At 67.4% G+C, this 20,138-nt stretch carries 18 protein-coding genes; 10 read left to right on the plus strand and 8 right to left on the minus strand.

What is annotated here, in order from left to right; translation table 11 throughout:
- Positions 1-34 precede the first annotated feature (34 nt).
- Positions 35-286: a GlsB/YeaQ/YmgE family stress response membrane protein gene (locus tag H7F51_RS16230; RefSeq protein ID WP_185665364.1), complete on the plus strand. Its 252-nt coding sequence runs from the start codon at positions 35-37 to the stop codon at positions 284-286.
- Between the two features lie 262 nt (positions 287-548).
- Here H7F51_RS16230 and H7F51_RS16235 read toward each other — a convergent pair whose 3' ends face one another.
- Both H7F51_RS16235 and nadB read right to left on the minus strand, forming a co-directional pair.
- Positions 549-1,286, minus strand: coding sequence for a SpoIIAA family protein (locus H7F51_RS16235; protein WP_185665365.1), 738 nt, complete (start codon positions 1,284-1,286; stop codon positions 549-551).
- A gap of 92 nt (positions 1,287-1,378) precedes the next feature.
- A complete protein-coding gene (gene nadB, locus H7F51_RS16240) occupies positions 1,379-2,956 on the minus strand; it encodes an L-aspartate oxidase (RefSeq protein WP_185665366.1) in 1,578 nt (525 codons plus the stop codon).
- Between the two features lie 266 nt (positions 2,957-3,222).
- Between nadB and H7F51_RS16245 the strand changes: the two genes are divergently transcribed.
- Entirely contained in the window at positions 3,223-3,423 is a 201-nt protein-coding gene (locus H7F51_RS16245; RefSeq protein ID WP_185665367.1) for a hypothetical protein, read from the plus strand.
- Between the two features lie 12 nt (positions 3,424-3,435).
- On the opposite strand, the gene H7F51_RS16250 is transcribed toward H7F51_RS16245, so the two are convergent.
- Positions 3,436-4,380, minus strand: a complete 945-nt coding sequence (locus tag H7F51_RS16250; RefSeq protein WP_185665368.1) for an ABC transporter ATP-binding protein — start codon at positions 4,378-4,380, stop codon at positions 3,436-3,438.
- Positions 4,381-4,455: 75 nt separating this feature from the next.
- Here H7F51_RS16250 and H7F51_RS16255 point away from each other — a divergent pair, with 75 nt between their 5' ends.
- Positions 4,456-4,698, plus strand: a complete 243-nt coding sequence (locus tag H7F51_RS16255; RefSeq protein WP_185665369.1) for a hypothetical protein — start codon at positions 4,456-4,458, stop codon at positions 4,696-4,698.
- Between the two features lie 42 nt (positions 4,699-4,740).
- Positions 4,741-4,929 (plus strand): zinc-finger domain-containing protein, encoded by a 189-nt coding sequence (locus H7F51_RS16260; protein ID WP_185665370.1) that lies wholly within the window; start codon positions 4,741-4,743, stop codon positions 4,927-4,929.
- A gap of 3 nt (positions 4,930-4,932) precedes the next feature.
- Here the strand turns inward: H7F51_RS16260 and H7F51_RS16265 are convergent, their stop codons facing one another.
- Positions 4,933-6,132, minus strand: a complete 1,200-nt coding sequence (locus tag H7F51_RS16265) for a prenyltransferase/squalene oxidase repeat-containing protein (protein WP_185665371.1) — start codon at positions 6,130-6,132, stop codon at positions 4,933-4,935.
- A gap of 77 nt (positions 6,133-6,209) precedes the next feature.
- Between H7F51_RS16265 and H7F51_RS16270 the strand changes: the two genes are divergently transcribed.
- The 3 genes from H7F51_RS16270 (at position 6,210) to H7F51_RS16280 (ending at position 8,921) form a co-directional block, all read left to right on the plus strand.
- Positions 6,210-6,929 (plus strand): hypothetical protein, encoded by a 720-nt coding sequence (locus H7F51_RS16270; RefSeq protein ID WP_221774190.1) that lies wholly within the window; start codon positions 6,210-6,212, stop codon positions 6,927-6,929.
- A 63-nt stretch (positions 6,930-6,992) separates the two neighbouring features.
- Entirely contained in the window at positions 6,993-8,417 is a 1,425-nt protein-coding gene (gene tldD / locus H7F51_RS16275; protein WP_185665372.1) for a metalloprotease TldD, read from the plus strand.
- A gap of 87 nt (positions 8,418-8,504) precedes the next feature.
- Complete coding sequence (locus tag H7F51_RS16280; protein ID WP_185665373.1) at positions 8,505-8,921, plus strand: hypothetical protein; 417 nt, start codon at positions 8,505-8,507, stop codon at positions 8,919-8,921.
- 152 nt (positions 8,922-9,073) lie between these two features.
- Here the strand turns inward: H7F51_RS16280 and guaA are convergent, their stop codons facing one another.
- A complete protein-coding gene (gene guaA, locus H7F51_RS16285; RefSeq protein WP_185665374.1) occupies positions 9,074-10,633 on the minus strand; it encodes a glutamine-hydrolyzing GMP synthase in 1,560 nt (519 codons plus the stop codon).
- 111 nt (positions 10,634-10,744) lie between these two features.
- Here guaA and H7F51_RS16290 point away from each other — a divergent pair, with 111 nt between their 5' ends.
- On the plus strand, positions 10,745-10,981 hold the full coding sequence (locus H7F51_RS16290) for a hypothetical protein (protein ID WP_185665375.1): 237 nt from the start codon (positions 10,745-10,747) through the stop codon (positions 10,979-10,981).
- A 200-nt stretch (positions 10,982-11,181) separates the two neighbouring features.
- On the opposite strand, the gene H7F51_RS16295 is transcribed toward H7F51_RS16290, so the two are convergent.
- On the minus strand, positions 11,182-13,305 hold the full coding sequence (locus tag H7F51_RS16295) for a TonB-dependent receptor (protein WP_185665376.1): 2,124 nt from the start codon (positions 13,303-13,305) through the stop codon (positions 11,182-11,184).
- A gap of 174 nt (positions 13,306-13,479) precedes the next feature.
- Here H7F51_RS16295 and gyrB point away from each other — a divergent pair, with 174 nt between their 5' ends.
- A complete protein-coding gene (gene gyrB, locus H7F51_RS16300; RefSeq protein ID WP_185665417.1) occupies positions 13,480-16,005 on the plus strand; it encodes a DNA topoisomerase (ATP-hydrolyzing) subunit B in 2,526 nt (841 codons plus the stop codon).
- A gap of 259 nt (positions 16,006-16,264) precedes the next feature.
- A complete protein-coding gene (locus H7F51_RS16305) occupies positions 16,265-18,070 on the plus strand; it encodes a bifunctional metallophosphatase/5'-nucleotidase (protein ID WP_185665377.1) in 1,806 nt (601 codons plus the stop codon).
- A 21-nt stretch (positions 18,071-18,091) separates the two neighbouring features.
- Here H7F51_RS16305 and H7F51_RS16310 read toward each other — a convergent pair whose 3' ends face one another.
- Positions 18,092-19,195 (minus strand): class I SAM-dependent methyltransferase, encoded by a 1,104-nt coding sequence (locus tag H7F51_RS16310; RefSeq protein WP_343061313.1) that lies wholly within the window; start codon positions 19,193-19,195, stop codon positions 18,092-18,094.
- Positions 19,196-19,208: 13 nt separating this feature from the next.
- Positions 19,209-20,072 carry a prolipoprotein diacylglyceryl transferase gene (gene lgt, locus H7F51_RS16315; RefSeq protein ID WP_343061314.1) on the minus strand — a complete coding sequence of 288 codons (864 nt, stop codon included), beginning with the start codon at positions 20,070-20,072 and terminating at the stop codon, positions 19,209-19,211.
- Positions 20,073-20,138 lie beyond the last annotated feature (66 nt).

A 20,138-nucleotide genomic window follows, 5' to 3' on the forward strand; every position in this document is an offset into this window, starting at 1 on the left:
ACAGGGTTGGGGCTGCCAACCAAGGGAGCGTGCAATGCTGAACCTGCTGGGTGCGATCTTTTCCGGGCTGATCGTCGGGGTGCTCGCGCGGTACTTCTACCCCGGCGTGGTCGCCATGGGCATGTTGATGACGATCCTGCTCGGGATCGGCGGCTCGGTTCTGGCCAGCGTGATCGCCGGTGCGATGTCGGGCGAGGACTATCGCTCTGGCGTTCACCGGGCTGGGTGCCTGGCCTCGATCCTCGGCGCGATGGCGCTGATCTTCATCGGGCGGCACTTGTTTTGAGGTGAGGTCGGGGGCGTTTCCCGCTTTCCGCCACGACCATGGCTGAAGAGCAGCGGGGCCCCGGATCAAGTCCGGGGCGACGGCTGTCGAGGGCGCTACGAATGCGGGCGTGTGGCTGAAATGTTTGGGTGAGCTTGGCGCGTGGCCTTCGACAAGCTCTGGCTGAGTGGGGTTGGTAGTATTCGGCGGCCTGTCCGGACAGACCGCGTTTGTTCGCCAAGGGTGGATAGCGGCCGTTCCGGCGCAGGGGCGACGGGTGCGCCTAAGCGGAAATCCATGCCTTCGCTTCATCCAGACCGGCCATGTCGAACACCTTCACCTCACATTTCATCAGCGGCGCGAAGAGGCGGGTGGCGGTGCGCAGCCAGGTGATGTCGGTGACGATGGCGGCGCGGGTGAAGTCGTTCCAGTGGCTGAAGCCGAGGCGCAGGTCGTCGAGCGCGGCGCCTTCGGAATAGGAGATGAAGCCGGGGCCGAGCACGGCGAGGGCCTTGAGCTTGCCGTGGGCCTTGAGTCGCTCCTCGACCAGCGGGACCAGCATGTCGCGGTAGTCCTGCGAGGTGATGATGCCATGGACGTCGAGGCCGATGACGTCGTCCGGCAGGCCCGCGATCAGGTCGAAGCCGCCGGGATGGTCGCCCTCGGCTCCGGCCCATTCGATCGCATCGCCCAGTTTCGCATGGGGGAAGCGGCGGATCTTGGCGTCGATGAACAGGTCGGCGACATGGGGCAGGGTTTTGAGCGCGAGATTGTCCCCCGCCACGGCGACCTTGCGGACCAGGCGGTGATGGTCCTGCACGAAACGCAGGTGCTTTCCGAGCGCGTCGAGACTGTCCCAATGCGGCAGTTGGCCGGCGTCGATGACCAGGCTGGGGGCGGCGCCGGCCGTGGCGGTCTGCTGGTCGATCGCCTCGGACAGGCGGGTGAAGTCCGCCGCCGACAGCGCGCCCCTGGGCTTGAGCACGGCGACGTTCGACGGGGTGAATTCGATGTCGAGCATGGCATCCTCCTGCGAGCAGGAAAAACGCTTGGGCCGGCGCAATGATCCCGCCCTGCCGGGACGCCCAAATCCAGGGCCCGTCCCAAGGCCCGTCAGGGCACCAGGATCGTGTCGCGCGGTTCGGGCAGGGTGCGAGGATAGTCCAGCGTGTAGTGCAGCCCGCGGCTCTCGTGGCGGCGCAGGGCCGACTTCACGATCAGGTCGGCGCTCTGCAGCAGGTTGCGCAGTTCGATCAGGTCGGTGGTGACGCGGAAGTGGCCGTAGTAGTCGTCCACCTCGCCCGACAGCAGGTTGATCCGGTGCTGGGCGCGTTCGAGCCGCTTGGTGGTGCGTACGATGCCCACGTAGTTCCACATGAAGCGGCGGATCTCGGTCCAGTTCTGCTTGATGATCACTTCCTCGTCGGAATTGGTCACGCGGCTGGCGTCCCATGCGCGGATCGGCGGGGGGGCGCTGAACTCGTCCCAGTGGGCAAGGATGTGGTGGGCCGCGGCCTCGCCGAAGACGAAGCATTCGAGCAGCGAGTTGGAGGCGAGGCGGTTGGCGCCGTGCAGCCCGCTTTCGGTGCATTCGCCGGCCGCATAGAGGCCGGGCAGGTCGGTGCGACCATCAAGGTCGATCATCACCCCGCCGCAGGTATAGTGCTGCGCCGGGACGACCGGGATCGGGTCCTTGGTCATGTCGATGCCGAGGCCGAGCAGCTTTTCGTGGATCGTGGGGAAATGACCGCGCACGAAGTCTGCCGGCATGTGGCTGATGTCGAGGTGGACGAAGTCGAGCCCGAATTTCTTGATCTCGGAGTCGATCGCGCGGGCCACGACGTCGCGCGGGGCGAGTTCGAGACGCTCGGGATCGTAGGCGGTCATGAAGCGCTTGCCGGTGCGCGGGTTGACCAGGCGGCCGCCCTCGCCGCGCACGGCCTCGGTGATCAGGAAGTTCTTGACCTCGAGATTGTAGAGGCAGGTCGGGTGGAACTGCATCATCTCCATGTTGCCGACCCGCGCGCCCGCGCGCCAGGCCATGGCGATGCCGTCGCCGGTGGCGCCGCGCGGCGCGGTCGAGAACTGGTAGACGCGGCCTGCCCCGCCGGTGGCGAGGACCGTGGCGCGGGCGGTGTGGGCCTCGACATTGCCGGTTGCCTCGTCGAGCGCGTAGACGCCCCAGACGCGGCCCGAGCCGGAATAGCGCTCCTCGTTGCGGCCGGTGATCAGGTCGATGCAGGCGCGCCCCGGAAGCAGGGTGATGTTCGGGTTCTCCTCGGCCGCCTTGAGCAGGGCGGCCTGGACCGCCCAGCCGGTGGCATCGTCGACATGGACGATGCGGCGGTGGGAATGGCCGCCCTCGCGGGTGAGGTGGAGGTTGGCGCCTTCGGAATTGAACGGCACGCCCAGCTCGACCAGTCGGGCGATCGCGTGGGGGGCGCGCTCGATCACGAATTCCACCGTCTCGCGCCGGTTGAGCCCGGCCCCGGCGATCATCGTGTCGCGGATGTGATCGTCGAAGGTGTCGCCCGCGTCGAGCACGGCGGCGATGCCGCCCTGGGCCCAGGCAGTCGATCCGCTGGTCAGCGTGCCCTTGGCGATGACGAGCACCTTGAGCCGCTCGCCCAGCGCAAGGGCGGCGGTCAGCCCCGCAGCGCCCGAACCGACGACGATGACATCATGTTCCAAGCGAAGACCTTTCCTGCCGCGTGGGCGCCCGAACAGCCGGGTCAGGTGTGCCAGATAGGCGCAAACCTGCGGCGATGAAAAGCCGCGCCGGGGCGGGACATGACATTGTTGCAACTGCGAAGATTGCGGGCAGTCGCTCCCGCCCGGTTGACCATTGTAAAATGCCGCGAAGCCATTGAGATTCGCCTCGAATCATGCTGGCCAAACCGCGTTGGCGGCGTTAGTCGTGCTGCGACGCAGCGGGGCTGGCCGTGGAGCCTTCAACAATGATTTCGTGGTCGCGAATGCTGTTTCCGCTGTGCTGGTTCAACCGCCACGCCCCGGTGCGGGAGCGGTCGAAATGGAATGGCCGGCACTATGTCAGCCTGTGCCGCCATTGCGGCCAACCGATCCATCGGCGCGAGCGCGGCGTCTGGCTTGGCGGGGCATCGGCGCCGCCGCAGTTCAATCCCTACCAGTTCAACTGAAGCGGGGCGGGATCAGGCGGCGGCCTGCTGCCGGCTGGTGAGCTGGACGAAGACGTCCTCGAGATCGGCCTCGCGCGTGGTCACGTCGACGATGCCGTAGCCCTGGGCCTGGACCAGGGCGAGGACCTCGCCGGCGGTCAGCTTGTCCTTGTCGTAAGTGATCTCGAGCGTGCGCTCGGCCGTGGTCTCGCACCGGGCGAAGGCCGGGTGCGCGGGCAGGGCGGCAAGGTCGCGGTCCAGCGTCAGGACCACGATCTTCTCGCGCGCCATGCCGACCAGTTCGCGGGTCGGCTTGTTGGCGATCAGCTTGCCGTGATTGATGATGGCGATCGAATCGCACAGCTCCTCCGCCTCCTCGAGGTAGTGCGTGGTCAGCACCACGGTCACCCCTTGTGCGTTGAGCTCGGTGACGAGGTCCCACAGCTGGCGGCGCAGTTCGACGTCGACGCCCGCGGTCGGCTCGTCGAGCACGAGGACCGGCGGGGTGTGGACCATGGCCTTGGCGATCAGCAGGCGCCGCTTCATCCCGCCCGAGAGGGTGCGCGAATAGGCCCCGGCCTTGTCGGTCAGGTGAACCGCCGCGAGCAGCTCCATCGTGCGCCGGGCGGCCTTGGGAATGCCGTAGTAGCCGGCCTGGATCTCCAGCACCTCTGCGGGCGTGAAGAAGGGGTCGAAGACGATTTCCTGCGGCACGATCCCGATTGCGCGCTTGGCGTTGCGGGCATCCTTGTCGATGTTGAAACCCCAGATCGAGACTTCGCCCGAGGTCTTCATCACCATGCCGGCCAGGGTGTTGATCAGGGTCGACTTGCCCGCGCCGTTGGGGCCGAGCAGGCCGAAGATCTGGCCCTGCGGCACGTCGAAGCTGACATCGTCGAGCGCGAGCTTGCCGGGCGCGCCTTTCGTCCCTGCATAGCGTTTGACCAGATTGCGGATCGAGATGGCGGCCGATGTCATCCCCTGCCTTTGCGGGAAGGCCGCGCGCGCGTAAAGTCCCCAAGGGCGGGCACGGCGAGGAACAAGGGGGCGACGATGCGGCGCGTGATACGGGAAGCGATCGTCTTCGTGGCCCTGGCGGTGCTGGCGCTGCCGGTGACGGCCGTGCTGGCCTTGCTGCTGATGCCGCTGTGGTCGTGGATCGAGAAGCGCTGGGGGATCGAGGCGGTCGGCCATTCCGGCCCGGCCGGATGGTGCTTCGAGGCGGTCTTCGCCGCGCTGGTGATCGCGCTGGCGGCCCTGCGGCATGGCCTGCGCAGCAGGGCGCACGGGCGCTAATCCGGGCTGGATGAGCGGCGCTGCGTTTGCTAACGGACCTGCATGAGCGAACCGACCCAGGAAACCGTCTTCGTCACCACTCACCGCGTCAAGTGCGACGGGGCCACCGACATTCGTGGCGGCGCCGCGCTCGGCCATCCGCGCGTGTGGCTGGAAATCGACGAGAAGGGCTATGTCGACTGCGGATATTGCGACAAGCGCTTCGTGCTCAAGGACGGCCACGGGCACTGAGCCCTAGAGGGCTCCCGCTCGATGCAGTGACATCACGGCATAGGCCGTGCCGATGTTCGAGATGAGATTGCCCTTGGCATAGGTGTTGATCGACTGGGTGAACCAGCGGCCCGAGCGGCGCTGGTGTGTCCGCAGCCAGGCGATCCCGGCGGCGAGCCGGGGGTCCGCCGTGGTCATTCCGGCATCCTGCATGACGTAAGTGACCAGACCCGTGGCATAGCCGTCGCTGGGCGCGGCGCTGTCGTTGGGCGCGCCGTCGCGCCGGTTCCAGTCGCCCAGCGTCGGCAGGGCCCAGCCGCCGTCGCGCCGCTGCAGGGCCAGGACCTGTGTGATCGTCTCGCGGCGCTGGTCTTCAGTCATCAGGCCATCCATGTGGCCGGCAGCCCAGAGCAGGACCAGGCTGTGGTGCAGGCTGGGTGAAGGATGGCGGGCAAACCAGTCACGCAGCCGTGCGGTACCGGCCATGGCGCGCGGCGTCCGCGCATAGCCGTCCGGCGCCAGTCCTGTGCCCAGCGCGACCATCGCCGCGCCGTACCAGGCATCGCCCAGCGGGGGGGAATAGAACATGGCCGGGTAGGTCCAGCCGCCATCGCCATCCTGCAGTTCGAAGGCCTGGTCGAGTGCCTCGGCGGTGGCCGGGGACAGGCCGCGCCCATGGCCCGCGTCGTTGATCGCCAGTACCGCGCCGAGAATCAGCGTGTGTGGCAGGGCCGGGGTCGAAGTGCGATTGCGGACCCGCTCCGCGAAGAAGGCGCGGACCTTGGCTTCGGCATCTGCGCCCAGCCCCCGCGCGTTCAGGGCGGGGCGGCCCATCATGTAGGCATAGTTGGTGTGGCAGGTGCCACACTGGCGCTGGCGCGTCCAATTGACGGCGACCGTGTCGAGATAGGCTGCCGCGCTCTGTGCGGACAGGGCTCTCGCCATCGGCTCGCCGGGCAGGGCGGGAACCTCGGGCGGGACGGCAGGCGCGGGTAGGGGTTTGGCCGAAGGGGCGCGGCCGAAGTCCCTGTCCGAAGGGTGGCCGACGACCATGTCCGGACCGCTCGTCCCCATGGCCATGTCGGTCATGCCCGGTGCTTCCATGCCGTGCGCCGGTTCGCGGGAACTGGCCGAGGCCGGGCTGCGCGCAATTGACAGGAGCGGGATCGCTGCCGCCGCGCCGGCGATCAGGGCGAGGTTTCTCCAGGTTCCGCCCTTGTCCATCCCTCGACCTTCCATACTTGACTATTGTATTCAATCATACATCAAGTGTGCCGTCAAATCGGTGCCAGGAGGAATTTTTGCTCTACCGTCAGGCGTTTGCCGGCATCATCCTGACTCTCGGCGCGGGTGCGCTATCGGCGGGCGCGGCGCGATTTTCGCAGGCGCGGGCGGAAGCAACGCCGCCCGTCGTTGTCATGGGATTTTTCGTTACCAGCATCGGCAGTGGCCACGGCGGCGATTTCGGCGGTATCGCCGGGGCGGACCGGCACTGCCAGGCGCTTGCCAACGCTGCCGGGGGCGGCCAGCGCCAGTGGCGCGCCTATCTCAGCACCGACGGGTCCGATGGCCGGCCGGCCGAGAACGCGCGGGACCGTATCGGGCTGGGCCCCTGGGCCAATGCCCGTGGGCAATTGATTGCCCGCAATCTCGAGGAACTGCACGAGACTGCGCGAACCCTGTCGCAAATCAGCTTGTCGGAACGCAAGGACCGCAACAATATTGCGGCGGCCTATGCGCTCGACGAACACGGCAATCCGCTATCCCCTGCTCGCCGTCACGCGGTACTGACCGGATCGCGGGCCGACGGCACGGCCTTTGCCGTGGGACGCGGCCAGACTTGCCGCAATTGGACCAGCCACGCCGCGAGCGATGCGGTGCGCCTTGGCCATCCCGATCGAACCGGCGGCGGGCAGGATCCGGAATCCTGGAATTCGGCCGAAACCGGCAGCGGTTGCGGCGAGACTGATCTTGCCGCCGGGGGCAGCGACGCCCTGCTCTATTGCTTCGCCCGGCGCTGAGCGCTTGTTGGCAATTGCAGGACACGCCTTTCCTGTGGCCAGCGGCGCCCCTATATCCCCCCCATGACCTTCCTCGATCCGCGCGCGCTCATCTATCGGTCCGGCCAGCTTTCGCCCGAGGAGGCGGAGGAACTGGCGCGGCAGACGCTCAAGGGCTGCGAGGATGGGGAACTGTTCCTCCAGTTCATCGCCAGCGAATCGTTCGGCTTTGACGATGGCCGGCTGAAGACGGCGGACTATTCGCGCAATGCCGGGTTCGGCCTGCGCGGCGTCTCGGGCGAGACCACCGCCTTTGCCCATGCCAACGAGATTTCCGCCGCCGCGATCCGCCGTGCCGGAGAGACGCTCGCCCTGCTCGACCCTGCCAAGGCCGCGCGCGCCGCGCCGCCGATCCGCTCCAACCGCCACCTCTATACTGATGCCTCGCCGCTCGACGCGGTCGAGTTCGGAGCCAAGGTTCGCCTGCTCGAGACGATCGACGCCGCCGCGCGGGCCCGCGATCCGCGCGTGGTGCAGGTCTCGGCCAGCCTTGCCGGGTCGTGGTCGGTGGTCGAGATCGTGCGGCCCGACGGCTTCGTCGCCACCGACGTGCGGCCGCTGGTGCGGCTCAACGTCAGCCTGGTGGTCGAGCAGAACGGGCGGCGCGAGACCGGCACCTTCGGGATCGGCGGGCGGCGGCTCTATGACGACCTGTTCGAGCCCGCGACCTGGAACAGGGCGATCGACACGGCGCTGGACCAGGCCCTGACCAACCTCGAATCGGTCGACGCCCCGGCGGGCGAGATGACCGTGCTGCTCGGGCCCGGCTGGCCCGGTGTGCTGCTGCACGAAGCCGTGGGCCACGGCCTCGAGGGCGATTTCAACCGCAAGGGCACCTCGGCCTTCTCGGGCCGGATCGGCGAGCGGGTCGGCGCGCCGGGCGTGACCGTCGTGGACGACGGTTCCATCATGGGCCGGCGCGGCTCGCTCTCGATCGACGACGAGGGCACGCCGACGCAGGAAACCGTGCTGATCGAGGATGGCATCCTCAAGGGCTATATCCAGGACCGGCTCAACGCCCGGCTGATGGGGGTCGCCCCCACCGGCAACGGGCGGCGCGAGTCCTATGCCCATGCGCCGATGCCGCGCATGACCAACACCTTCATGCGCGCCGGCAACGACGATCCGGCCGAGCTGCTCGCCCGCGTCAAGGACGGGATTTACGCCAAGTCGTTCGGCGGCGGGCAGGTGGACATCGTCTCGGGCAAGTTCGTATTTTCCTGCACCGAGGCCTACCGGATCGAGAACGGGCGGCTGGGCGCGCCGATCAAGGGCGCGACGCTGATCGGCGACGGGCCTTCGGTCCTCACCCGCGTGACGGGGATCGGCAACGATCTCGCGCTCGACGAGGGCGTGGGCGTCTGCGGCAAGGGCGGACAGTCGGTCCCCGCCGGAGTGGGCCAGCCGACCCTGCTGGTCGAGGGGCTGACCGTCGGCGGAACGGCCTGAACCGGCGGCCTTTTTTGCGGCCGGGTGACAATGGTCAGCCCCGGTTCAGCGCGATATGCTATGACAGGGGCATACAGGAGACGAGTCATGACCAAGGCTAACCGTTTCTCCCGGCTCGCGATCGGCGCTGCGGCTGCCGCGTTGCTGGCTGTTCCCCTTGCCGCAGCGCCCCGCATGACCCCGCAGCAGGAACTCGACAAGCTGCTGGCCGGCCGTGTTGCCGGCAAGCCGGTCAACTGCATCGATCCGCGCTCGAATACCGAGACCCACATCATCGACAAGACCGCGATCGTCTATGGCAGCGGCCGCACGATCTATGTCCAGCGCCCGACCGGCGCGGAATCGCTGTCGGGCGATCCGATCCTGGTCACCGTGCTGCATGGCTCGGGCCAGCTCTGCAACATCGACATCGTGCAACTGCATGACCGGAGCACCGGGTTCAACCGCGGCTTTGTCGGGCTGAACCAGTTCGTGCCCTATACCAAGGTGGCGCTGCGCGATTGAGCCTGACCGGCGTTGTGCTGGCGGACCGGTAGCTGGCCCGCCCCGGGGCCCCTCCCGCTTGCCCCCCGCCTTCGCGGGGGCGGGTATCGGGCAGCCCAAGGTCTGTGATAGTTTTCTGACACAAAAAAGGGGCGGAAATCCGCCCCTTTTTCTTATTCCCACTCGATCGTGCCGGGCGGCTTCGAGGTGTAGTCGTAGACCACCCGGTTGATGCCCTTGACCTCGTTGATGATCCGGGTGGCGACCCGGCTGAGGAAGGCGGCGTCGAACGGATAGATGTCGGCGGTCATGCCGTCGGTGCTGGTCACCGCGCGCAGGGCGCAGACGTTGTCGTAAGTGCGCCCGTCGCCCATTACGCCCACGGTGCGGACCGGAAGGAGGACGGCGAACGCCTGCCAGATCGCGTCGTAGAGCCCGGCGTTGCGGATCTCTTCGAGATAGATCAGGTCTGCCTTGCGCAGGACGTCGCAGCGCTCGCGTGTCACTTCGCCGGGGATGCGGATGGCGAGGCCGGGACCGGGGAAGGGGTGGCGGCCGACAAAGATGTCGGGCAAGCCGAGTTCGCGGCCGAGTTCGCGGACCTCGTCCTTGAACAGTTCGCGCAGCGGCTCGACCAGCTGCATGTTCATCCGCTCGGGCAGGCCGCCGACGTTGTGGTGGCTCTTGATCGTTACCGAAGGCCCGCCGGTGAAGGAGACGCTTTCGATCACATCCGGGTAAAGCGTGCCCTGGGCGAGGAATTCGGCGCCACCGATGCCCTTGGCCTCTTCCTCGAACACGTCGATGAAGGTCTTGCCGATGAACTTGCGCTTGGCCTCGGGGTCGGTGACCCCGGCAAGGCCGCCAAGGAACAGCGCCGAGACGTCCTTGTGGATCAGCGGGATGTTGTAGTGATTGCGGAACAGGCCGACGACCTGCTCGGCCTCGCCCATCCGCATCAGGCCGTGATCGACGAAGACGCAGGTCAGCTGGTCGCCGATCGCCTCGTGGATGAGGACGGCGGCCACGGCCGAATCGACCCCGCCGGACAGGCCGCAGATCACCTTGCCGCTGCCGACCTGGGCGCGGATTTCCTCGATCTTGGTCTTGCGGAACTCGGCCATGGTCCAGTCCCCGGCAAGGCCGCAGACGTGGCGCACGAAGTTCTTGAGCAGCTTGCCGCCATCGGGGGTGTGGACCACTTCGGGGTGGAACTGCATGGCGTAGATCCGGCGCTCGTCGTCAGCCACGACGGCGAAGGGCGCGCCGGGGCTGGCGGCGACCGGGCGGAAGCCGGGGGCGAGGCGGGTGACCTTGTCGCCATGGCTCATCCAGACCTGGTGCGATTCGCCCGAGGCCCAGAGGCCGTCGAACAGCACGCAGCTGTCGGAGATCTCGATGAAGGCGCGGCCGAACTCGCCCGCGTCGCCCTCCAGCACCTCGCCGCCGAGCTGCTGCATCAGCGCCTGCTGGCCGTAGCAGATGCCGAGCATCGGCAGGCCGGATTCGAGGATTTCCTTGGGGATGCGCGGGCCATCCTCGCGCGTGACCGAGGCCGGGCCGCCCGAAAGGATCACGCCCTTGGGCTGCATCCGGGCGAAGGCGGCGGCGGCCTGCGTGAACGGGGCGATCTCGGAATAGACCCCCGCTTCGCGCACGCGGCGGGCGATCAGCTGGGTAACCTGGCTGCCGAAATCGACGATCAGGATCGAGTCTGAGGGCTGGATAGTCATGGCTGGCCGATAGTGGCGCCGGCGCGCGCTGTCCAGCCACGCGCGGCTAGAACGCCCATATTGCGCGGTTCAACGCGCGGGAAGGCCGGCTTGGCGCGGGAATGAGCGCATTTGCCGACAATTGCAGTTGCATTTGACGCAACTGCGGAGGTGGTATTCGCATTTGCAGCATTTGCTGCGGCGCAATATCTGCAGCCCTGCATACGCACTACGGCGTATCGACGAGGCCACGAGGCCCCGTCCGAGCACAACAGGAGCAAACCCATGCGCAGCATCGCACAATATGTGCTGCCGGCCATCGTCGCGGCTTCGGTCAGCGGCCTGACCTTCGCCGCCACGCTCATCTGAGCTGGCAGCAGCACGCTGAAAACGAAAGCGGCCGTCCCATCGGGGCGGCCGTTTCGCTTTTGGGGGTTGGCGCTTCGTTGTTGCGAGGAGGCGGGCCGAAGCAATCCGGGGGCCGGTGCGCAGCCGCACTGGATTGCTTCGTCGGCTTTGCCTCCTCGCAATGACGAGGGCGGGCGGGGTGCGGTGGCTGCGGCCGGAGCCTACAGCTCCAGCCGCGCGGTCAGGCGGATGTCGCGGCCGGTCAGCGGGGCATAGTCCTTGAGGTAGGACGCGTGGCGGCGGGCGACCACGTCGAACAGGTTGTTGCCCGAGAGGATGAACGACAGCGGGCGGTCCTCGCCCCACGGTTTCCAGCCGACTGACAGGCCAACCGTGGTGAAGCCGGGGGTCGGCGTTTCATTGGGGGCGACGCGGTTCTGGGCCGTGGTGCGCTCGACCTCGGCCGAGAGGTCCCACTTTTCCGAGGCCAGCCTGAGCGTGCCCTGGACCCTCAGCGGCGGGATGCGCGGGGCGGGGCCGTAGTTCAGGATCGTGGCGTGGACCCAGTCGGCCAGGGCCTCGGCGCCCAGCTTCCAGCCGCCGAAGCGGGCGAGCGTGGCATTTCCCTGGGCCTCGAAACCGTACCAGCGGGCGGTACCCTGACGGTTCTGGTAGACCGGCAGGCCGTCGATCACCGCACCGGTGCGATCATCGTAGATGAAGTTGTCGAACCAGGTGTGATAGGCCGAAAGCTCGACACCGAGATCGGCATCGCCGCCGCGCAGGATCGCCTCGACGCTGGTCGCACGTTCGGGGACGAGGTTGGTGTCACCGATCTCGTAAGCCTCGGTTCCCGCATGCGGGCCATTGGCGAAAAGCTCCTCGGCCGCCGGGGCGCGTTCGGTGCGCGAGAGGTTGATCCCCAGCCGCCACAGCGGGGCGAGGGCATAGGAGGCCCCGAGCGAGCCGGACAGGGTGTTGAACACCCGCTCGCCGCTGAAGAACTGCGGCTGGTCGCCGGCCGGGTTGGTGCTGAGCGCGGTGTGCTCGAAGCGGGCGCCGGCCTCGAGCTTCCACGGCCCGAGTTCGAGCTGCTGGACGGTGAACAAGCCGACCTGCCGGGTGGTATTCTTGGGCAGGAAGGCCTCGTCGCCGATCACGTTGAAGTCGCGGTTGACGAACTGGACCCCGCTCGCGCCCTGCCAGTTACCGATCTTGGCCTGTTTGAGTTCCAGCCGGGCCTCGATCCCCTTGTCGAGGAAGGTCGTGCCGACTGAGCCGTCTTGCTCCAGCTCGGAATGGGCATAGTCGGCAAAGGCGGCGCGGAAGGTGATCGACTGGAGGAAGGGCGAGGCCGGGTCGATCTCGCTGCGCAGGTCCACCCGGTCTTGCCTGAGCTTGATCCGGGGGGCTTCCTGCTCTTCGCCAGGCAGGGTCGCAAAGCGGATCGGCACGCCGTAGAGGCTGTCGGTATGGGTGTAGGACACCCCGATCATCCCGTTCGCGCCAATGTAGGACAGGCCGGAGCCGACGGTCCAGGTCCGCGCCGCGGTGTTGGGCAGGGTGCCGGAGACGGCGGCATTGCCGGCATAGTCGATGTCCGGATCGCCGGTTCCGGCGCGGGCCGTGGCGAGGGCCTGGGCCTGCAGCGCCGGGGTCAGCGCCGCGCCGCCGATCTTCATGTCGTCGGACTTGTCGTAGCTGGCATCGGCATGGAACACGAACTGCCCGGCGATCGGCACTTCGAGCGTCCCGCCGAGCGAGCGTTCGTTGGCGGCCGAGCCATAAGTGGCCAGCGCGCCGATATGGTAGGCTTCCCGGGGAATGTCGGTCGGGATGCGCTTCTCGATCACGTTGACCACGCCGCCGATCGCCGAAGAGCCATAGAGCAGCGATTGCGGCCCGCGCAGCACCTCGATCCGCTGGGCCAGCAGCGGATTGACCACGGCGGCATGGTCGACCGAGGTGTTCGACACGTCGATCGCGCCGATCCCGTCGGACAGGACCTTGACCCGCTCGCCCTGCAATCCGCGCAGCACCGGGCGCGAGGCGGTCGGGCCGAACGAGGTGGCCGAGACGCCGGGGGTATTGGCGAGGGTCTCGCCGATCGAGGGGCGGATCGCCTGGTCAAGCCGGGCCGCTTGCAGGACGGCCACCCCCGAAAGCGCATCGAGCCGGTTGCCCTGCAGGGCGCCGGTCACCACGATCTCGGCCGGGGGGTGGTCGTGCGGATCGTCGGAAGGGGCCGGCGGTGCGTTCTGGTCGTCCGCCAGCGCTGGGCCGCCGCCGACGAGGAGGGCGACGGGGGCAAGGGCTGCGGCGCAGAGGAAGCGGAAACTGTTCATGCCGCGGTGCTTAGCGCGGGGGCTTCTATGATACAATATCTCATAACATGAACTAGTCGTAAGGTTAGGGCGCCGAGCGGGGCTGCTGGAAGGCGCACCGGCGCCGCGCCATTTCCTGTGGAGGGGTGCGCATTCGCGGTTTCTTCCGCGCGCGCGAGTCCCTATATGCTCGCTATGTCCGAGACCCCTGAAAACATTCCGAACCAGAATTCCTACGGCGCCGATTCGATCAAGGTGCTCAAGGGCCTTGATGCCGTGCGCAAGCGCCCGGGCATGTACATCGGCGATACCGACGATGGCTCGGGCCTGCACCACATGGTGTTCGAGGTGTCGGACAACGCGATCGACGAGGCTCTCGCGGGCCACTGCGACCTCGTCCTGATCGAACTCAACCCCGATGGTTCGGTCAGCGTGGAAGACAACGGGCGGGGTATCCCGACCGGAATTCACGCGGAAGAAGGCGTTTCCGCGGCCGAGGTCATCATGACCCAGCTCCATGCCGGCGGGAAGTTCGAGAACACTTCGGACGACAATGCCTACAAGGTCTCGGGCGGCCTCCACGGGGTGGGCGTTTCGGTGGTCAACGCCCTGTCGGAATGGCTGGAGCTTACGATCTGGCGCGAGGGCGAGGAACACTGGATGAAGTTCGCGCACGGCGATGCCGTGGGCCCGCTGGTGGTGCGCGGCCCCGCGCCCGACAACGGCAAGGGCAAGCCCAAGAAGGGCACCCGCGTGACCTTCCTCGCCTCGGACGAGACCTTCAAGAACGTCACCGTCTACGATTTCGAGAAGCTGGAACATCGCTACCGCGAGCTGGCCTTCCTCAATTCGGGCGTGCGCATCCTGCTGCGCGACAACCGCCACGAAGAGGTCAAGGAGCACGACCTCTATTACGAGGGCGGGATCGCGGCCTTCGTGCGCTATCTCGACCGCAACAAGATCGCGCTCCTGCCCGATCCGATCGCCATTTCGTCCGAGCGGGACGGGATCGGCATCGACGTGGCGCTGGAATGGAACGATTCGTACTACGAAAACGTCCTGTGCTTCACCAACAACATCCCCCAGCGCGATGGCGGCACGCACCTTGCCGCCTTCCGCGCGGCGCTGACCCGCACGCTCAACGGCTATGCCGAGAAGTCCGGCCTGCTCAAGAAGGAGAAGGTCAGCCTTACGGGCGACGACATGCGCGAGGGGCTGACCGCGATCGTCTCGGTCAAGCTGCCCGACCCCAAGTTCTCCAGCCAGACGAAGGACAAGCTGGTCTCGTCCGAAGTGCGCCAGCCGCTGGAAAGCCTGATGGCGGACAAGATGACCGAGTGGCTGGAGGAAAATCCCGCATTCGCCAAGCAGGTCGTCCAGAAGATCATCGACGCTGCCGCCGCGCGTGAAGCCGCCCGCCGTGCCCGCGAACTGACCCGGCGCAAGGGGGTGATGGACATCGCCTCGCTGCCCGGCAAGCTGGCCGACTGCCAGGAGCGCGATCCTTCCAAGTGCGAACTGTTCCTGGTCGAGGGCGATTCGGCCGGCGGTTCGGCCAAGCAGGGGCGTGACCGCGCGACCCAGGCGATCCTCCCGCTCAAGGGCAAGATCCTCAACGTCGAACGCGCGCGGTTCGACCGGATCATCTCGTCCAAGGAAGTCGGCACCCTGATCCAGGCCATGGGCACGGGCATCCGTGACGAGTTCAACCTTGCCAAGCTGCGCTACCACAAGATCGTCATCATGACCGACGCCGACGTGGACGGCGCACACATCCGCACGCTGCTGCTGACCTTTTTCCACCGCCAGATGCCCGAGATCATCAAGGCCGGGCACCTCTTCATCGCCCAGCCGCCGCTCTACAAGGTCGCCAAGGGCCGCAGCGAAGTCTACCTCAAGGACGGCAATGCGCTCGATCGCTACCTGGTCGAGGCCGGGACCGCCGGGCGCGTGCTGGAAACCGTGGGCGGCGCGCGCGGCGGGGCCGAACTGGCCTCGCTGGTCGAACATGCCATCCGTTTGCGCAACCTGATGGCCTTCGTTCCCCGCCGCTACGACCCGGCGATCATCGAGGCGCTGGCTCTGGCCGGTGCGCTCGAATTCGGGCTGGAACCCGATGCCCGCAATGCGGCGCTGGGCCGCGCCGCCAAGTGGCTCGACCGCGGCGATCCCGAAGCGCGCTGGACCGCGCGGCTGGGCGAGGAAGGGGCCGTTCTGGTCGAACGGCTGTGGCGCGGGGTGACCGATCACCACGTGATCGAGGCCGCCTTCCTGGTCAGCGCCGAGGCGCGCAAGCTCGCCAAGCTGGCCCAGGAAAACGTCGAGGTCTATGCTGGCCCGGTCCAACTGGTGAAGGGCAGTGCCGAGGTGGACCCGGAACCTGAAATCGTCGCCAGCGAGGCCGACGAGGCGGAGGAAACCGCCCGGCCGGTTCGCGCGGTCGCCGGGGCCATCACCCGCCCGACCCAGTTGCTCGACACGGTGCTGGCAAACGGCCGCAAGGGCCTGTCGATCTCCCGCTACAAGGGGCTGGGTGAAATGAACGCCGAGCAGCTCTGGGAAACCACGCTCGACCCGGACAATCGCATCCTGCTGCAGGTCAAGGTCGAGGACGCCGACGTGACCGACGAGATATTCACCCGCCTGATGGGCGACGTGGTCGAACCGCGCCGCGACTTCATCCAGGAAAACGCGCTGAACGTGGCGAACCTCGACGTTTGAGGTTTATCCGCGAAGTGGCTTGAAGCTTTAAAGCAAGGATATGCAGGGGTTAATACCCCTGCACCCTGTAACGTCGACGATACGCCGGGCGATGTTTCGCGCTGAGGCATCGCCGGGAGACGGCTTGGGGTCCGGGGCCCTTGGCCCCGGGTTCATTTCTGCCTTACTGACTTTATTGCCAATTACGTCATCCGGCGCCTTCACCTTGTAATCTGAGCGGGTTAGCTTGGGGCATCTCCACTCTCCCACGCGAGATTCGATGCCCGCCAGAACCCTGCGCCCCGCCGTGCTCTCGTTGTTCCTTGCCCTGTCCGCCTGCGCCGGCGCGCCCGGCCCGCAGGCTTCGGTCCCGCTCCGCACGGTGACTTTGGGCATCGCGGCCTTCAACGATTTCCATGGCAATCTCGAACCACCCAAGCAGGCGGCGCTGATCCCGGATGGCAAGGGCGGCACGCTGGCGGTCCCGGCGGGCGGGGCGGCTTACCTTGCCAGTGCGGTGGCGGCGGTGCGGGGCAAATATCCCAACCACCTGACCCTTTCGGCGGGCGACATGATGGGCTCCAGCCCGCTCGCCTCGGCCCTGTTTCTCGATGAACCCTCGGTCGAGATCATGAACCGCATCGGGGTGGACTTCAACGCGATCGGCAATCACGAGTTCGACTACGGCGTGGCCGAACTGCTCAGGAAGCAGGGCGGCGGCTGCGCCAAGCTGACCGAGAAGGAGCCCTGCGCGCTCGAGAAGTTCCGCGGCGCGCAGTTCCCCTTCCTCGCCGCCAATACCTTCACCAAGGACGGCAAGACCCTGTTCCCGGCCACGGCCCTGCGGAGCTTCGCCAGCGGGGCGCAGCGGATCACGGTCGGCCTGATCGGCATGACGCTCAAGGGCACCAGCGACCTCGTCAACAGCAAGGTCAATGCCGAGGTTACCTTCAGGGACGAGGCCGAGACGGCCAATGGGCTGGTGAGCGAGCTGAAGGCCAAGGGCGCCGACGCGGTGATCCTCGTCATCCATGAAGGCGGCCGCACCACCGGCGAGCCCGATCCCAATGGCTGCGATGCCTTGTCCGGCGGGATTCGCCCGATCCTCGACAAGCTCGATCCGCGGATCGACCTGATCATCTCCGGCCACACGCACTGGGCCTATGTCTGCGACTATGCGGCCTACAACCCGGGAAGGCCCTTCCTGCTGACCAGCGCCGGGGTCTGGGGCGAATATGTCACCGACATCGCGCTCGATTTCGACCCGGCGGCGCACAAGGTCGTGGCCAGGCGGGCGAAGAACGTCGTCGTCCAGTCCGAGCCTTACGTCAGTCCGCTGCGCGAGGTGCCCGTCACCGACTTCGTCCCGCGCTACCAGCCCGATCCGGGCATTTCCGCCTATGTCGCCCGCTATGTCGAGGCGTCGAAGACCTACGTCCAGCGCAGGGTCGGCTGGCTGGCCGAGCCGCTGGAAAAGACCGAGGGCAATGCCTGGGGCACGGGCGGCCGCCTCGGCAACCTGATCGCCGATGCCCAGCTCGAGGCGACCAAGGCGGTGGGCGGACAGATCGCCTGCACCAATCCCTTCGGCATCCGCCGCTCGCTGCTGACCCAGCCCGACCACTCGGTCACTTACGGGGACCTCTACCTCGTCCAGCCGTTCAATTCCGAGCTGATCACCGTGACCATGACCGGCGCCGAACTGAAGGAAGCGATGGAGCAGCAGCTCGACGCCGACGCGCCCGAGCAATTGCTCGCCTGCTCGGCCGGGTTCCAGCAGACGATCGACCGCTCACGCCCCGTCGGCAGCCGCGTCGTTTCCATGACGCTGGACGGCAAGCCGATCGATGTGGCCGCCACTTACCGCATTACGGTCAATTCCTACCTCGCCAACGGGGGGGACAGCTTCGCCGCCTTCGTCAAGGGGCGCGACCGCACGGTGGGCGTGACCGACATCCAGTCGCTCGAGGCCTATCTCAAGCCGAGCAACCCGATGCGCAATGCCGCCCGCGACGTGCGCGTGACCGACCTCAGGCCCGATCTCAAGACGAACAACCTCAAGGCGCCGCCGGGTATCACTTACTGACCCGCTCGCAATGACGAAGGGTTATTCGACTTCAACACCCGGCGCGGGGCCGGCGAAGGCTTCGCCGTCGGGCCAGTCCTTGCCGGCGAGGCCCATGACCTTGAACAGCTCGCCCATCTGGTCAGGCGCGACGAGGCGCTCCTTGGCGACCCACAGGGCCGTGGCATGCTGGGGGGCCATCTGGCCGAGCGCACGGGCGCGGGCGTCGGCGCCTAGCGCCTTCAGCCACTTGCCTTGCCCGATCGTGCCGAGCCAGCGCGCGCCGCAATCCTCGGCAATGGCGCGCATCGTCGCGAAGTCGACCAGCGAGGAGAGGTCGGCCTCGCCCGGCGCCTCGAACGGGTCGACCTTTTCGTGCGCGCGCACGGCCTGCAGGGTCGAGCCGTTCTGGACCTCGGTATAGCCATAGTCGATGAACAGGGCGGTGCCGCCCTGTTCGGCGAGGCGGCGGGCGGTTTCCTGCATCACCGCGGCGGCGCCGGGGCAGGTCTCGATGATCGTGCCGACCGGGGCCTCGCGGCGCCATTCGGGCACGGCGGCATCCATCGGCAGGTTTCCGGCCACGGGCAGGAAGCGGTCCTGGTAATAGCCGACCATCCGCTCGCGCCAGCCGGTTTCCATGCGCACCAGCTGGCGCACGGGCAGGGCGTCGAGAAACTCGTTGGCGACGAGCAGGATCGCCCCTTGCGTCGGCACGGTCGAGAGATCGTCGTGCCAGGTCGCGTCGGGCACCGAGGCGAGCTGGAGATCCTTGAGCGCCAGCGAGGTCTCGACGAAGTGGACCTTGGGCAGGAGGTCGAAGCGCTTCATCGTGCGCAGGGCATCGCGTGCGAGGGTGCCGCGGCCGGGGCCAAGCTCGACGTAGTGGACCGGTTCGGGCCGCCCGGCACGAATCCAGATGTCGGTCAGCCACAGACCGATCAGCTCGCCGAAGATCTGGCTGATCTCGGGCGCGGTGATGAAGTCGCCGGCATGGCCGAGGGGGTCGCGGCTGGTGTAGTAGCGGGCATTGGCCTCGCCCATGTATTGCAGCAGGCTGATCGGGCCGTGATTATGGATCAGGCGGGCGTAGGACTGGGTCAGGCTCGCCGGTTCCGCCAGTTGCTTGCGCTTGCCGAAGCTCACGGGGCGCCCCTCTTCAGGCCGGGGCCGCGCTGCCGCTGCCCAGCGGCTTGCGCACCAGCGCCATCACGATCAGGCCAAGGCCGAGCGCGATCATCGGCACGGTCAGCCACTGGCCCATCGACATGCCCGTGGTCCGCGCGAATTCCTCCAGCTGGGCGTCGGGCTCGCGGAAGAATTCGACCGTGAAACGCGCCATGCCGTAGCCCATGACGAAAACCCCGGTGAGCAGCCCGGTGCGGAAACGGGCGCGGGTCTTCCAGAACAGCAGCATCATCACGATCAGCAGGGCTAGCCCTTCGAGCCCGGCCTCGTACAGCTGGCTGGGGTGGCGGGGCAGCGGCCCGCCATCGGGAAAGACCATGGCCCAGGGCACATTGCCGATCGCCACCCGGCCCCACAGCTCGCCGTTGACGAAGTTGGCCAGCCGCCCGAAGAACAGGCCGAAGGGCACGGCCACGGCGACATAGTCACAGACGCGCAGGAAATTGAGCCCGCCGCGCCAGGCCACCCAGGCCATGGCGAGGGTGCAGCCGATCAGCCCGCCGTGGAAGCTCATGCCGCCTTCCCACAGCTTCACCAGTTCGGCCGGATCGGCCCAGAGGTGCGGGGCATAGAACGTGGCATAGCCCAGCCGCCCGCCCAGGATCACGCCCAGCGTGCAGTAGAAGAACAGGTCGTCGGCATGGTTCTGGGCCATCGGTGCGCCGGGCAGCTTCAGCGTCTTCGAGACGTGCCAGTAGGCCAGGACGATCCCGGCGAGATAGGCCAGGCTATACCAGCGCAGGGTGAAGAAGCCGAGGTCGATCCCCCGGGTCAGGCCGAGGTCGAGCCAGTGGATCGGCGGGTGAGCGGCGGCGGCCGCAAGGAGCGTGAGCACCGGAAGTGAGGTCCTGCGTGTAATGGATGGCTTCAGCCTTGGCCGCTTCTGGCACAGGGCGGGCCC

The organism is Novosphingobium flavum (assembly GCF_014230315.1).
GTDB classification, from domain to species: domain Bacteria; phylum Pseudomonadota; class Alphaproteobacteria; order Sphingomonadales; family Sphingomonadaceae; genus Novosphingobium; species Novosphingobium flavum.